The 14887-nt window shown below is 68.3% G+C and carries 10 protein-coding genes; 9 read left to right on the top strand and 1 reads right to left on the bottom strand.

Translation table 11 applies throughout. The features are described 5' to 3' along the window. Nucleotides 1-12: 12 nt before the first annotated feature. Nucleotides 13-1200: a CoA transferase gene (locus G9373_RS08285; protein WP_065492687.1), complete on the bottom strand. Its 1188-nt coding sequence runs from the start codon at nt 1198-1200 to the stop codon at nt 13-15. 183 nt (nt 1201-1383) lie between these two features. On the opposite strand from G9373_RS08285, the gene G9373_RS08280 reads away from it, so the two are divergent. The 9 genes from G9373_RS08280 to G9373_RS08240 all read left to right on the top strand — a co-directional run bounded on the left by G9373_RS08280 (nt 1384) and on the right by G9373_RS08240 (nt 14886). Further along, nucleotides 1384-2487 (top strand): XdhC family protein, encoded by a 1104-nt coding sequence (locus tag G9373_RS08280; protein ID WP_005569715.1) that lies wholly within the window; start codon nt 1384-1386, stop codon nt 2485-2487. 91 nt (nt 2488-2578) lie between these two features. Continuing rightward, on the top strand, nt 2579-4282 hold the full coding sequence (locus G9373_RS08275; protein WP_167114602.1) for a PucR family transcriptional regulator: 1704 nt from the start codon (nt 2579-2581) through the stop codon (nt 4280-4282). A 164-nt stretch (nt 4283-4446) separates the two neighbouring features. After that, nucleotides 4447-5874 (top strand): solute carrier family 23 protein, encoded by a 1428-nt coding sequence (locus G9373_RS08270; protein WP_133985777.1) that lies wholly within the window; start codon nt 4447-4449, stop codon nt 5872-5874. A 76-nt stretch (nt 5875-5950) separates the two neighbouring features. Beyond that, complete coding sequence (locus G9373_RS08265) at nt 5951-6862, top strand: FAD binding domain-containing protein (protein ID WP_167114599.1); 912 nt, start codon at nt 5951-5953, stop codon at nt 6860-6862. Nucleotides 6863-6864: 2 nt separating this feature from the next. Further along, nucleotides 6865-7509 carry a (2Fe-2S)-binding protein gene (locus tag G9373_RS08260; RefSeq protein ID WP_120660115.1) on the top strand — a complete coding sequence of 215 codons (645 nt, stop codon included), beginning with the start codon at nt 6865-6867 and terminating at the stop codon, nt 7507-7509. Next, nucleotides 7506-10004 carry an aerobic carbon-monoxide dehydrogenase large subunit gene (gene cutA, locus G9373_RS08255; RefSeq protein WP_005569711.1) on the top strand — a complete coding sequence of 833 codons (2499 nt, stop codon included), beginning with the start codon at nt 7506-7508 and terminating at the stop codon, nt 10002-10004. The genes G9373_RS08260 and cutA overlap by 4 nt, the downstream gene beginning before the upstream one ends. Continuing rightward, nucleotides 10001-10657 carry a carbon monoxide dehydrogenase subunit G gene (locus G9373_RS08250; protein WP_005256040.1) on the top strand — a complete coding sequence of 219 codons (657 nt, stop codon included), beginning with the start codon at nt 10001-10003 and terminating at the stop codon, nt 10655-10657. Before cutA ends, G9373_RS08250 begins: the two co-directional genes overlap by 4 nt. Nucleotides 10658-10837: 180 nt before the next feature. After that, nucleotides 10838-12940: a hydantoinase/oxoprolinase family protein gene (locus G9373_RS08245; protein WP_167114595.1), complete on the top strand. Its 2103-nt coding sequence runs from the start codon at nt 10838-10840 to the stop codon at nt 12938-12940. Beyond that, complete coding sequence (locus G9373_RS08240) at nt 12937-14886, top strand: hydantoinase B/oxoprolinase family protein (RefSeq protein ID WP_005256042.1); 1950 nt, start codon at nt 12937-12939, stop codon at nt 14884-14886. Before G9373_RS08245 ends, G9373_RS08240 begins: the two co-directional genes overlap by 4 nt. Nucleotide 14887 lies beyond the last annotated feature (1 nt).

Here is a 14887-nt window from a genome sequence, read left to right as displayed (position 1 = left end):
CCGACACGGGTGTCAGATCACCCGGTCGCGCCGGAGGCCCTCGATGTCTTCGTCGCTCAGCCCGAATTCACCGAGCACCTCGGCCGTGTCCTGCCCCAGCACCATCGGCGGCGCATTCCGGATCGGCAGGGTCTCGGCGTCCACCCAGAACGGACCCCGGACCAGTGGCACTTCACCGCCGTCCGGCGTGGTTACCGGCTGCACCATCTTCAGCGCCTGCACCTGGGGGTCGGCGAAGGCCTGATCGATCGTGTGGACGGGACCGCACGGGATGCCCGCCGCGCGAATCGACGTCACCCATTCGGCGGCCGGCCGCACCGACAGCAGTTCGAGAAGTTCCTTGGTGAGCCGATCGCGGTGTGCGAGTCGTGATTGGCCGGTGCGGTATTCGGGCCGGTCGGCGAGTTCGGGATCCCCGAGAACCTGGCACAGCGACACCCAGTGCCGGTCCGAGCCGGTCGCGATGATGATGGGGAAATCGGCCGTGTCGAACGTGCCGTACGGCGTGATGGTGGGATGTGTGTTTCCGTTCGGTTCCGCGACGCGTCCGGTGCTCAGGTAGTTCTGCGCCTGGAACGACATGATCGACAGGGCCGATTCGAGCAGCGACGTCTGCACGTGATGGCCGGCGCCGTCATTGCCCCGGGACACGAGTGCCGCCGTGATGCCCAGCGCCGCATAGATACCGGACACCGTGTCGATGATGGGGACGCCGACGCGCATCGGCGTGTGGTCGCCGGCGCCGGTCACCGACATCAGACCCGACATGCCCTGCGCCACCTGATCGAGACCCGGTGAGAACTGCTCGGGTCCGGTCGGGCCGAAACCGCTGACACTCATGACGATCACCCCGGGATTGTCCTCGGCGAGCGACTCCTGGTCGAGTCCCATGTCCGCGAGGACGCCGGGACGGAAATTCTCCACGATGACGTCCACGTCGACGGCCATGCGGCGCAGCAGTTTCCGGCCCTGCTCGCTGCGCATGTCGAGTGCGACGGAGCGTTTGCCGCGGTTGACGGACGCGAAGTACAGGCTGTCGCTGCCGTCGAATGGCGGCCACTGCCGGGAACTGTCGCCACCGGAACGGGTCTCGACCTTGATGATGTCGGCGCCGAAATCCGACAGCAGTGCCGTGCACAGCGGACCGGCGAGGGCCCGCGTGAGGTCGAGGACCCGGATCCCGTTGAGCAACTGATTCATGGTGGATCCTCGGTTCTCTGTGAAGGAAGGGGGACCGTCCGAGAATTGCGGAGACGCCGAACGATAGCGATGGCGAGAATGCACAAGCGGCCGCTGGGGATTTCGGCGCATTGTGTGCCGCGGCGGCCGGTCGCCGCCGGTTAGCGTGAGGTTCCCGACGAATCACCCGAGGAGTACGAGACGATGCGCGACATCCTGACGGGCTTGGAAGCGTGGTTCGACCGCGGCGAGAATTTCGTCCTCGCCACGGTGGTGCGCACCTGGAAGTCGTCTCCGCGGGCACCGGGCGCGGCGATGGCCGTGTCGGAATCCGGTGAGGTGCTCGGAAGTGTGTCCGGTGGGTGTGTCGAGAGCGCGCTGTACGAGACGGCGCGGGACGTGCTGGCCGACGGGCGCAGCCGGACGGAAGTGTTCTGCGTGGCGGACGACGACGCGATCGGTGTCGGTCTGACGTGCGGCGGCACCATCGAGGTGTTCGTTCAGCGCATCGGGAGCAGCGACTTCCCGGACTTCGCGGACGTGGCGCGAAGGATCCGTGGTGGTGAGTCGATCGCCGTCGTGACGGAGACCGGTGACGGTTCACGGACCCGGCGCAGCGTGATCACCGGGGACGCACTCGCGGGCGACCTCGACCTGCCCGAGACCGGTGTCGAGGATGTTCGCCGTCGTCTCGACGCCGGTGAGTCGCTGGTGTATCAACTGCAGTCCGAGACGGTGTGCATGGTCGAGATCTTCGCGCCCCCACCGCGGATGTACATCTTCGGGGCCATCGACTTCGCCGCGGCCATGTGCTCGCTGGGCGCATTCGCCGGCTACCACGTCACGGTGATCGACGCCCGCGCCGTGTTCGCGACGCGCGCCCGGTTCCCGGATGCCGACGACGTCGTCGTGATGTGGCCGCACCGGTTCCTCGAGACCGCGCCGGTCGACCACCGGACGGTCCTCGCGGTGCTCACCCACGACGAGAAATTCGACATCCCGCTGCTGGGCCTGGCCCTCCGATCGGACGCCGCGTACATCGGCGCGATGGGCAGCCGGGCCACGCACGAACGCCGGGTCTCCTTGCTGCGCGAACAAGGGACGACCGCGGCGGAGCTGGCGCGGCTGCATTCACCGATCGGCCTCGACCTGGGTGCCCGCACCCCGGAGGAGACCGCGGTGTCGATCCTCGCCGAGATGATGAAGACGACCCGGGGCACGTCGGGGCGGGGGCTCCAGCAGCTGAGCGGTCCGATTCACCGTGATGCGCCGGCCGGGACCGGCCGTCCGCTCGAGTGCACCGCATGACCATCGTTTGACGGGTATTCGGGTCGCGACTTAAGGTCACACTTTCGCGCCGTCCGGGGCGAGTGTCGTATCAGGTGAGCAGGGTGTTGCAGTGACGACGAGGGATGTCGGTAGTTCCGCTCCCGGGTTCCGCGCAGCCGCCGACACCGGCGACGGGCCTGGTCCGGGCGTTGCGCCGCAATCGTTCGCCGACGTGCTGGTGTCCGATCTCCTCGTCTCCCCGACCCTGGTCGCCGGCGCGACCGGCACCTCGCGTGAGGTGTCGGATGTCGCCGTGATGGCGGTGCCGGACATCGGACCGTGGCTCCGGACCGGACAGTTGCTGCTCACCACGTCCGCGGTTCTCGGCCGGCTGGTCGAGCCGATCGGCGCGTTTCTCGCCCGGCTCGACAGGCGGGGCGTCTCCGGGCTCGCCGTCCGGCTCGACGACCCCACCGCGACGCTGCCGGCCGAGATGTCCGACGCGGCCGACGAACTCGGGCTTCCCGTCGTCGTGGTCGCGGACCTGTACTCGCAGGCACACCCGCTGGCGGGTGCGCTCGCGGAGTTGTCGGCCCGGCAGGTCGACGCCGTGTTCGAGGCGGACCGGTTGCGGAGAGTGCTCGTCGACGTCGTGATGGCCGGCGGTGGATTCGCCGAACTCGCCGTCGCCGTCCACGGTGAACTGGGCGGGGCCGTGCTGATCACGACACCCGACGGACGTCAGCTGTGCCGTGCCGGGGACGAGTCCGAGCTGAACCGGCTGGCGTCGAGTGCGGCGCTCGACTCCACCGGCCGGGTCCGCACCGATTCGACGGAGGGCGGGCTCGGTCTGCACCGGCTGGGTGACGAGTTCATCGCAGTGTCAGCGATTTCGGCCAACGGCATCGATCACGGGCGGTTGGTGCACTTCAGCACCGGGCACCCGCTGCGCAGCGAAGACCTGTATCTCGTCGAGCAGGCTGCGGCGGTGTGCGCCCTGGTGGTCGCCCGCGAACTCGTCGTGTCCTCGGTGGAGGAGAAGCACCGCGCGAACTTCGTGCGGGACCTGCTGCTCGGCCGCGGCGGCGAACACGAGCACGTCGTCGCGCACGCCAAGACGTTCGGCTGGGACCTGGACCGTCCCGTGGTCGTCGTGGTGATCGAACCCGATCCGGTCGGTGAGGACGAGCCGTCGATGCCCACCCGGATGCCGCTTGTCGAGCGGCAGGCGCGGGCATTCACGAGCGCCGTCGCGGGCCGGGACACGGGCGCCGCCGTCACCGCACTGGCGACGGAGACGGTGATCCTGATGGGTGTCGGCACCGACACGATGAACCTGGTCCACGAACTGGTCGCGTACGTGCGCGGCGACGGCGGCGGTGGGCGCAGGCCCTTCGGGGTGGGGGTGTCCCGGCCGACGGATTCGGTGGACGGCATCCCGGCCCTCTACGGCCAGGCCCGAACCGCGCTGAAGGTGGGACGGCAGATCACCGGCGCCTGGGCCGTGACGCATTTCGACGACCTCGGCGTCTACCGGCTGCTGAGCCTCGTCGAGGACGACCGGGAACTCGAGTCGTTCGCCTCCGAGACCCTCCGCGAACTGACCGCCGACACACCCGAGGCGCAGGACATGCGGCGCACCCTCGAGGTGCTGCTCGCCACCAACATCAACATCGCCGAAACCGCACGTCAACTCCACTTTCACTACAACACCCTGCGGTACCGGGTGGTGAAGCTGGAGAAGATGCTCGGGTCGTTCACCGATCACCCCGAATTGCGCCTCGACCTGTCGCTCGCCCTCAAGATCATGGCGATGCGCGGCATCAATTCCTAAAGTTGCCAATTTCGCCGGGCACGCACTGGCAGATTCTTCTCACGCCGGGTGGCTGACGCTGTAATAACGTTTCCCTCCTATCGAGGTGCAACTGTGACATGCGGCACATCATCGAAGCTGGCCGCCGGCACCCCTGCACCGTCACCTGTCTGAAAGGTCCCCCTATGCCTATCTGGACACTGCACGGAGATGGCAAGACCATCGCGCCCGGGGAGGTCGTGGCTCCGAGCGAACGGCTCAGCTGGGGTCGCACGATCGGGCTCGGCGGCCAGCACGTGGTCTCGATGTTCGGGGCCACGTTCGTCTTCCCGATCATCATGGGTCTCAATCCTCAACTGGCCGTAATGTTGTCGGGTTTCTGCACCCTCTTCTTCCTGCTGGTCGTCAAGGGTCGGATTCCCAGCTACCTGGGGACGTCGGCCGCGTTCGTCGGCGGCATCGCCGCCATCCGCGCCCAGGGCGGCACCTCCGCGCAGGTGACGGGGGCGATCCTGGTGTCGGGTCTCGTGCTCGCCGGGATCGGCGTGCTGATCCACTTCCTCGGCGGCGGGGTGGTGTTCAAGATCCTGCCGCCCGTGGTCACCGGCGCCGTCGTCATGTTGATCGGGTTCAACCTGGCCCCGGTCGTGGCCGGAACCTACTGGCCGCAGGACCAGTGGGTCGCGTTGACGGTGATGGTGGTGCTGGTGGTGGCGAGCGTCGCGCTCCGCGGGTTCCTCGGGCGGGTCGCGATCTTCCTGACGCTGCTCTTCGGATACGTGCTGTCGTGGGTGCTCGACCTGACGACCGGCATGATCACGTCGTACGACCCGGTCGCCGGCGGGGTCACCGAACACTTCCGCGTCAACTGGGACGGAGTCTCCTCGGCGTCGTGGATCGGGCTGCCGCCGTTCTCCGACGAGGCGAACGGCATCGTGGGCATCCACGCGCCGTCGTTCAGTCTCACGTTCATCGTCCTCGTGCTGCCCGGTGTGATCGCCCTGATCGCGGAGAACGCCGGACACGTCAAGGCCGTCGCCGAGATCACCAAGACCGACCTCGACCCGATGATGGGACGCGCCCTGATCGGCGACGGCCTGGCCACCACCATCGCGACCAGCGTCGGCGGATCCCCGACGACCACGTACGCCGAGAACATCGGCGTCATGGCCGCGACGAAGGTGTATTCGACGGCTGCGTACGCCGCGGCAGGCGTCATTGCGATGCTGCTGGGCTTCTCCCCCAAGTTCGGTGCCGTCATCTCCGCGACCCCCGGCGGTGTGCTCGGCGGAATCACGGTGGTGCTCTACGGGATCATCGGCCTGCTCGGCGCGAAGATCTGGAAGGAGAACGGCGTCGACTTCGGCAACCCGCTCAACCTGATGCCCATCGCCGCCGGCCTGATCATCGCGATCGGTGACACGGAGCTGACGTTCACGGACAGTTTCTCCCTCAGCGGCATCGCGCTCGGCACGATCGTGGTGATCGGGATGTACCACCTGTGCCGCGTCATCGCCCCCAAGGATGCTGACGACGTCGGCACCGGCCGGCACCACCCGAAGCCGACCGCGGACGACGGAACGGCCCCGGATCGGGTCGGTCAGCTCACGTGATCTGCCATCGGTGGGACGTGAGTTTTGTCACTAGTTCACGAAACGTCGAGCGTACGATACGGGCAGGATCTGAGGAATGAAACCGTCGCCACTGACTTATCACCGACCTCGGTCGATCGACGAGGCCTGTCAGATCCTCGCGGACGTGGCTCACGAGGGAAAGGTGCTCGCGGGCGGGCAGTCGCTGATCCCGTTGCTGTCCATGCGGCTGGCCGCGCCGGCGCACCTCGTCGACATCGGATCCATCCCCCGGCTGGACGCGGTGTCGTCGTCACGTGAGCTCGGTGTCACGTTCGACGCACTGACCACCCACTCGGTGCTCGAGGCCGACCGCGGTGCCGCGCAGGTGCAGCCGCTGATCGGCCGTGGGCTGCGTCTCGTCGCACACCCGACCATCCGCAACCGCGGCACGACGGTCGGCTCGATCGTCCACGCCGACCCGTCCGCCGAGATGCCGGCCGTGCTCGCGCTGCTCGGTGGCTCGGTCAGCGTGCGTTCGGTGCGCGGGGTCCGGGAGATCCGCTCGACCGACCTGTTCGCCGGGCCGCTCGAAACCACGCTCGAGGCGGACGAGATCGCCACGAGCGTCACCGTCCCGGCCGCCGAGCCCGGTGTCGGGACGGCGATCGACGAGATCGCCCGCAGGCACGGCGACTACGCGCTCGTCGGGGTCGCGGCGCAGGTGCGGGTCGAAGGCGGTGCGGTCGCGGATGCCCGGATGACGTACGTGTCGGCCGGCGAACTCGGTGAGGTCGTCGACTACACGGATGTGCTGCGGGGTGCGTCCGCGACGGACGACCGGGACCCGTTGTGGCGGAATCTGTCCGAGTTCGCGCGGGAGCGGATCGACACCGAGCCCGACATTCACGCCACCGCGCGGTACCGGTCGCAGCTGGTGGCGGCGCTGACCGCCCGGGTCGGGTTCGCGGCCGCGCAGGATGCAGTGCTCGACGGTGCCGCCGTGCACGCGTCGGCGGGAGGAAGGTGACCATGGCAAAGGCAACGCGCAGCATCGACGAGCAACTCGCCGAACTGCAGGAGGAGACGGGCGAACAGCACGTCGCGGTGACGTTCACGCTCAACGCGGTGACGCGGACGGTGGTGCTGCCGTCGCGCACGCTCGCGTCCGACGCGATCCGGCACCATCTGCACCAGACGGGGACACACGTCGGCTGCGAGCACGGGGTCTGCGGCGCATGCACCGTGCTGCTCGACGGCAAACCCGTGCGGTCCTGTCTGGTGCTCGCGGCGAGCCTCGAGGGCAGGGCGGTCACCACCGTCGAGGGTCTCGTCGAGCCCGACGGCACCCTGCATCCGGTGCAGCAGGCGTTCATCGACTGCCACGGCCTGCAATGCGGATTCTGCACTCCCGGCTTCGTCACCACCATCGCCGCGTTCCTCGAGGAGAACGACTCGCCCACCCGCGAGGAGGCCACCGACGCGATCGCGGGAAACCTCTGCCGGTGCACCGGATACCAGAACATCAGGGCGGCCGTGCTGCGTGCCGCGGAGATCAAGCGCGAACGTTCGGGCGAGTTCCCGCTCGGCCAGGACGACGAGTCGTCGCGGGCCTCACTCGATCCGAAGGTCCGCGGCACGACCAACCCGGTCGGTGGAAGGGCAGGGCGAGCATGAGCGTCACGAAACCCCGCACCGAGCCCGCGCCCACCAAGGGTGCCGACGCGCCCGCCGCGTCGGAGAAGTTGTTCGGCAAGCCGATTCCCCGCACGGAGGACGCCCGGCTCCTGTCCGGCAACGGCCGCTACCTCGACGATCTGGGCCACAACGCGCTCATCGCCGCGTTCGTCCGGTCACCGCACGCGCATGCCCGCATCACGGGGATCGACATCGATGCTGCGCTCGATCTGCCCGGTGTGCACGCGATCTACACGTACGACGACCTCGTGGACGACTCCCCGGAGATGGCGGAGAACCTGCCCCTCCTGATCCCGCACCCGGCGATCACCGCCCCGCGCAACGGGTATCCGCTCGCCAAGGACGAGGTCAACCATGTCGGTGAGGCGATCGCGATGGTGGTCGCCGACAACCGGTACATCGCCGAGGACGCGTGCGCCAAGATCGACGTCACGTACGAGATGCTCCCACCGGTCGTGGGCATCGACGTGGCGCGGCAGGCGGACAACGCGGTGCACGCGGACGTCCCCGACAACGTCGCGGCGCACCTGCAGCACGGATTCGGCGACGTGGACGCGGAACTGGCGAACGCACCGCACCGGCTGACCCTGAACCTCGAGATCGAGCGGTCGGCGTCGATGCCGATGGAGGGCAAGGGCGTCTACGCGCGCTGGGACACCGACGAGCAGGCGCTCACGTTCTGGACGTCCACGCAGACGTCCACGTCGGCCCGCGCGGCGATCGCGGCACGACTGAAGATGGCGCACAACAAGGTCCACTGCATCGCACCCGACGTCGGTGGCGGCTTCGGCGTCAAGATCGTGCACCCGTGGCCGGAGGAGGTCATGGTCACCTGGGCCGCGCGGCGGCTCGGGACGGCGGGCATCTCGAGCGAGGTCAAATGGGTCGAGGACCGGCGCGAGCACTTCGTGTCGAGCGCGCACGAGCGCGGCCAGATCCAGGAAGTGACGGTCGGATTCGACGACGACGGCACACTCCTCGCGTTCGACTTCACGTTCTGGCACGACAACGGCGCCTACCTGCCGTACGGCATCATCGTCATGCTGAACACGTCGACGCAGGTGCTCGGGCCGTACAAGCCGAAATCGTTCCGGGTGGACGCGTACTCGCTGTACACGAACACGGTCATCGTCACGCCCTACCGCGGCGCCGGCCGCCCGCAGGCCGTGTTCGCGATGGAACGGGCGATGGACGCGATCGCGAAATATCTCGGCAAGGACGTCATCGAGGTCCGCGAACACAACTTCATCCGGCCCGAGGAGATGCCGTACGACTTCCACCTCACGTTCCAGGACGGCCGCCCGCTGATCTACGACACCGGCAACTACCAGGCCGGGATCGACAAGCTGAAGAAGCTCATCGACTGGGACGGGTTCGCCGAGTACAAGAAGCAGGCCACGGCGGAAGGCCGGGCCGTGGGCATCGGGATCGGCGCCTACGTGGAGGGCACCGGGCCGGGACCGTACGAGGGTGCCCACGTTCTCGTTGAGACGTCCGGGAAGGTCAAGGCCGCAACGGGTCTGACCACCCAGGGTCAGGGCCATCAGACGGCGTTCGCGCAGATCGTCGCGGACGATCTCGGCGTGCCGGTCACCGACGTGGAGATCGTCACCGGCGACACCCGCCGATTCGGCTATGCCGTCGGAACGTTCGCGTCCCGCGGCGCCGTGATGTCGGGTTCGGCGTTCCACGTGGCCGCGCAGATGGTGGCGGAGAAGGCCCGCACGATCGCCGGTGAGGCGCTGAACCTCGACCCCGCCGAACTGGAACTGCGCGGTGGGCACGTGTGCAAGATCGGCACGCTGCCCGGCGCCGAGGGCACGTCCATCTCGCTGGGCGTGGTCGCCGTGCTGTCGAACCCGCTGCGCTACGCGTTCGACGACGCGTCGAGGCAGGCCACCGGATTCGCGAAAGCCGACACGGACATGACGATTCCGCCGGTCCGGGAGGGTGAACAACCCGGGCTCGAGGCAACCGGCTACTACTCGCCGCCGACGTCGACGTTCGCATCCGGCGTGCACGCGGCGATCGTCGAAACCGATCCGGTGACGGCGGAGATCCACGTGCGTCGGTACGCCGTGATCCACGACTGCGGCAACGTCATCAACCCGCGGATCGTCGAGGGCCAGGTCATGGGCGCCGTCGCGCAGGGTGTCGGCGGCGCGCTGTACGAGAAGATCGTCTACGACGAGCACGGCCAGATGCTCAACGCGTCGTACATGGATTTCCTGATGCCGTTCGTCACCGAGATGCCCGACTCGCTCGAGATGGACCACACCGTCACCCCGTCCGGCCTCAATCCCCTCGGGATGAAGGGCGCAGGCGAGGCGGGCGTGATCCCGACGTCCGCCGTCATCGCGGCAGCGATCGAGGACGCCGAAGGCATCCCGATCACCTCCATGCCGATATCCCCGTCAGAGTTGTTCGAGCTTCGCCTCGCGCACGCGTCGTCACAGAGCAAGGAGAACGAATGAGAATCGCCGGCACCGCCCTACTGACGGCCCCACCGGAGGCCGTGTACGACAACCTGCAGGACGGACGGGTCCTCGCGGCGACCATCCCCGGGGTGCAGGCCCTCGAGCAGCTCAGCGACAACCATTACAAGTTGTCCATCACGGCGGGTGTCGCGTCCATCAAGGGCACCTATGACGGCGAAGTGATTCTGTCGCAGCAGAATCGGCCCGAGTCGTTCGTGATGACGGCATCGGGAGCCGGTGCCCCCGGCACCGTCAAGGCCGACGTGACGGTGCGGCTCGAGGAACGCGACGGCGGCACCCTGCTCAGCTACGACGCGGACGCCGTCGTCGGCGGCATGGTCGGCGGCGTCGGGCAGCGGATGATCACCGGCGTCGCGAAGAAGATGGCCGGGGTGTTCTTCAAGGGCATCGACGGCGTGATCGCCAACGGCATCCCGGCGGCCGAGGTCGCGGCGGCGCCGGGCGAGGTTCCGGCGGTCGCCGGCGTCGCGGGGGCGGCCCCGGTTCCCGCGGCGGCCGCCGCGCGGGTGCGGGTGCCCGAGGGCACCTCCACGGCAACCGTTCTCGCGTCGGCCGCCCTCGGCGCCGGCATCGCCCTCGCCGGTGTTCTCGTCGGCGGCATCCTCGTGCGGGGCACCTGCTCGAAGTAGCGCCGCGAACACCTCGTCACAGCACCCCGAACCGTCCGGTTCGGGGTGCTGTCGTCTGTCCGGGGCCTCCGGTCGCGGGCAGCGCCGAACGAGGACCGGTGAGTTCGGCGATATGTGACAAAGAAACCGGGCGGCGGACGCGGTGCAATTGCTGTACGCGAGACGAGCCCAGGAGGAATCGTGGAATCCAGAAAGATTCGGGTCGGTATCGACACCGGCGGAACATTCACCGACGTCGTGGCTGTGGACGAGGAGTCCGGAGCCGTCGTCACCACCAAGACACCCTCGACGCCTGCCGACCCGGCGCAGGGATTCCTCACCGGAATCGAGAAGGTGCTCGCCAAGCTCGGCGAGACCGGCGACGCGATCGGTGCCGTCAGCCACGGCACCACCGTCGCCACCAACAAGCTCCTCGAAGGCAAGGTCGAGAATCTCGGGTTCATCACCACCGAGGGTTACGAGCACGTCCTCGAGATCGCCCGCCAGTCCGTCCCCGACGGCTACGGCAACTCCTACTTCTGGGTCAAACCCGACCGGATCGTTCCCGCCGACCGCGTCCGCACCATCGGCGGCCGGCTCGCGTTCGACGGCAGCGAGATCCGCCCCCTCGTCGAGGACGACATCCGCAACGCCGCCCGGTTCTTCGCCGAGCGGGGCATCCGCACCATCGGCGTGTGCCTCATGCACTCCTACGCAAACCCGAGCCACGAGAACCGCGTCCGGGATCTTCTGCTCGAGGAATACCCCGAGGCCACGGTGAGCATCTCCAGCCAGGTGCTGCGCGAGTACCGCGAATACGAGCGGTCCATCACCACGCTGGTCGACGCGGCCGTGAAGCCGAACATCCGCAACTACGTGAACAATATCGCGAACCGGCTGCGCGAGTTCTCCTCCGACGAGGGCGAAGCACGTGACATCCCGTTCTACGTGATGAAGTCGAACGGTGGCGTGCTCTCCGCCAAGGAGGTCGTGCACCAGCCGATCACGACGGTGCTGTCCGGCCCCGCGGCCGGCGCGCTCGGTGCGGCGCTCATCGCGAGTGTCGCGGGTGTCGAGCAGGTCCTCACGTGCGACGGCGGCGGAACGTCGACCGACGTCACCGTCGTGGTCCGCGGCGAGCCCGCGCTCACCACCGAGGGCCGGGTGGGGGCGTACCCGTCGAAGATCCCGATGATCGACGTCGTCACCGTCGGCGCCGGCGGCGGTTCCATCGCCTGGCAGACCCCCGAGGGCACGCTCCGCGTCGGACCGCAGTCGGCGGGCGCCGACCCCGGCCCGCTCTGCTACGGCAAGGGCGGCAGCGAACCGACGATCACCGACGCCCACGTGCTGCTCGGCCGCATCCCACCCCACCTGCTCGGCGGCGAGATCCCCCTCGACACCGAACTGGCCCGCAAGGGCGTCGAGCAGCTCGCCCACCAGCTGAAGCTCGACTTCGAGGCGTGCGCCACCGGCATCCTCGAGGTGTCGGCGTGGAACCAGGCCAACGCGCTGCGGCAGATCACGGTCAAGCGCGGTCTCGACGTCCGCGACTTCACGCTGGTGACGTTCGGCGGATCCGGTTCGCTACTCGCCTGCCGGCTCGTCGACATCCTCGGGCTCAAGGACGTCCTCGTTCCGTTGAACCCGGGCAACGTGTCCGCATTCGGTCTGCTCACGGTCGACGTCCGCAACGACTACGTGCAGACCCACGTCTGCAGGCACGACCGGTTGGAGATCGAGGAACTGCAGTCCGGGCTGGACGCGCTCGCCGCCGAGGCGGAACGCGCACTCGCCGACGAAGGCTTCGGCGAGGCGGAGCGCAAGTACGCGCGCTCGGCGGACCTGCGCTACCTCGGCCAGGCCTTCGAGGTCCGGGTGCCCGTCGGTGAAGGTCCCGTCACGCAGGAGTTGATGGACGAGGCCGCCGAACGGTTCCACCAGGCACACCAGGAGCTGTACGGCTACGACTTCCGCGGCGACCCGCACCAGCACGTCGAGTGGGTCAACCTGCGCGTCAGCGGCATCGGCCCGATCAAGCGCCCCACGCTGAACGAGATCGCGGCGGGGACCGGAGCCGAGTCCGCCGTGACCGGTACCCGTCCGGCGTACTTCGACGAGTGGGTGACCACCCAGGTCTACGACCGGGCCCGGCTCGGCGCCGGCGACGTCCTCGAAGGTCCCGCGGTGATCGAGGAATTCAGCTCCACCATCCCCGTGCACCCCGGTTTCCGGGCGCGGATCGACACCTTCGGAAACATCCGCATCACCAAGATCGCCGACTCGAACGGAGCGAACCGATGACCGTCACCACCGAACCCGTTGCAGTGCAGGCGGTCAAGCCCTACCGGCTGACACCGGTCGACGGAACGACGCCCGACCCGGTGCTGGTGGAGATCGTCGCCGGCTACCTCGCCAGCGTCGAGATGGAGGTCGAGACGTCGATCTCGCGGACCTCCCGCTCCCCCATGATCCGCGACGCGCACGACTTCCGTGCCGGCATCCACGACCGCAACCTCCGGAAGCTCACGGGCCGTTCGTATTCGGCGCTGGTGCATCCGGTGGCGCGGGACTTCCCGCTCGACACGATGAAGCCCGGCGACGTCTACTTCCACAACGACGTCTACCTGTCCGAAGGCGGCATCGGCCACCTCCCCGACCTCTGCGTCACCGTCCCGGTGTTCGCCACCCGGCCGGGCGATACGGAACCGTCCGTCGTCGCGTTCGTGCAGGCGTTCGGCCACCACGACGACATCGGCGGCTGCTGTCCGGGATCGATGCCATCGGGTGCGACCACGGTGTACGAGGAGGGCCTGATGGTCCCGCCGATCAAGCTGTGGGATCAGGGGGTGCCCAACGAGGCGGCGTTGCGCATCATGACCCGCAACTCGCGGATGCCCGACGCGCTGGCCGCCGACCTCGACGCCGAGTGCTCGGCCTGCCTTATGGGTGCCCGTCGCCTCACCGAACTGTTCGAGCGGTACGGCTGCGACACAGTCGAGGCCTGCTTCGACGCGATGATGGACGCGACCACCGAGACGTACCGGCGGGAGATCCTCAGCAAGATCCCCAAGGGCGAGTACACGTGGGAGGACTACGCCGAACACGACGGCGTCGACGAGCCCATGCTGCACCGGCAGCGGATCACGCTCACCAAGACCGGCCCCGAGGACGAGGGCGGCGAACGCCTCATCCTCGATTTCAACGGCACCGGCCCGCAGGCCAAGGGTCCCATCAACCACTGCGGTGACTACGCCGACGGCAACTTCCTCATCAAGTGGCTCGCGCCGATCCTCCGCAACCTCGCCGACAGTCCCGAGCGAATGGCGGAACTCGACGTCAACGAGGGTGTCGTGCCGTTGATCGAGATGAAGTTCCCGGAGAAGGGCACGCTGATCACCCCGATCTTCCCGGCGCCCACCAACGCCCGGACGTTCGTGATCCTGCGGCTGCTGGGCGTCCTCGCCGGCGTCGTCGCGAAGGCCGTCGACGGGAACATGCCCGCCGACCAGGAGACCATCCGCTACACGGGGGTGTACGGCGAGGACTTCGACGGGCACTCGTACCTGATGCGGGAGGTGCTCGGCGGCGGGTCCGGCGGAAGGCACTACGCGGACGGTGAGGACACCATCCACGTCGTCCCCGACTCGCGGAACCTGCCGACCGAATTCACCGAGAGCCGGTTCCCGTTCATCGTCGAGAAGCTCGGCCTGGCGAAGGACTCCGGCGGCGCCGGACGCTACCGCGGCGGCCTCGGCTACGAGAAGCACATCCGGATGCTCAAGGACGCGAACTTCATGTCCATCGCCGACCGCTCGATCCTCTCCTGCTGGGGAGTCAAGGGCGGCAAGGCCGGACGCCCCTTCTCGGTGGTCCTCGACCCGGGCGGCGCGAACGAGCGCGAGTTCGACGCGCTGACCGACGCCGAACCGATCAAGGCCGGCGAAGTGGTGCGCATCCGCACCACCGGTGGCGGTGGCTGGGGCGACCCGCTCGACCGTCCGGTCGAGGAAGTCGTCCGGGACGTGCTGTGGGGCAAGGTGTCCGCGGAGGGCGCACGCGTCGACTACGGTGTGGTGCTCGCGTCGTCGACCGGGGAACCGGTTGCGGACGTTGACGCCACCGAGGCGCTGCGCGAGCAGATGCGCGCGGATCGCGGTCTGGACGAGCCGTTCTTCGACCGCGGTCCCGGCTACGAACGCCTCTCCGGCGGTGCGAAATTCGCCGAGTTCGACTTCATCGACCGGTGAT

Source organism: Rhodococcus sp. A14 (assembly GCF_011603105.1).
In the GTDB taxonomy this organism is placed as follows: Bacteria; Actinomycetota; Actinomycetes; order Mycobacteriales; family Mycobacteriaceae; genus Rhodococcus_F; species Rhodococcus_F opacus.
Note: the sequence above shows the minus strand (reverse complement) of the source record. Positions and strands in the feature narration are given on the sequence as shown.

What these genes read in the sequence shown, in the direction of transcription:
- G9373_RS08285 (WP_065492687.1), bottom strand. Translation starts at nt 1,200, where the DNA reads ATGAATCAGTTGCTCAACGGGATCCGGGTCCTCGACCTCACGCGGGCC.
- G9373_RS08280 (WP_005569715.1), top strand. Translation starts at nt 1,384, where the DNA reads ATGCGCGACATCCTGACGGGCTTGGAAGCGTGGTTCGACCGCGGCGAG.
- G9373_RS08270 (WP_133985777.1), top strand. Translation starts at nt 4,447, where the DNA reads ATGCCTATCTGGACACTGCACGGAGATGGCAAGACCATCGCGCCCGGG.
- G9373_RS08265 (WP_167114599.1), top strand. Translation starts at nt 5,951, where the DNA reads ATGAAACCGTCGCCACTGACTTATCACCGACCTCGGTCGATCGACGAG.
- G9373_RS08260 (WP_120660115.1), top strand. Translation starts at nt 6,865, where the DNA reads ATGGCAAAGGCAACGCGCAGCATCGACGAGCAACTCGCCGAACTGCAG.
- cutA (WP_005569711.1), top strand. Translation starts at nt 7,506, where the DNA reads ATGAGCGTCACGAAACCCCGCACCGAGCCCGCGCCCACCAAGGGTGCC.
- G9373_RS08250 (WP_005256040.1), top strand. Translation starts at nt 10,001, where the DNA reads ATGAGAATCGCCGGCACCGCCCTACTGACGGCCCCACCGGAGGCCGTG.
- G9373_RS08240 (WP_005256042.1), top strand. Translation starts at nt 12,937, where the DNA reads ATGACCGTCACCACCGAACCCGTTGCAGTGCAGGCGGTCAAGCCCTAC.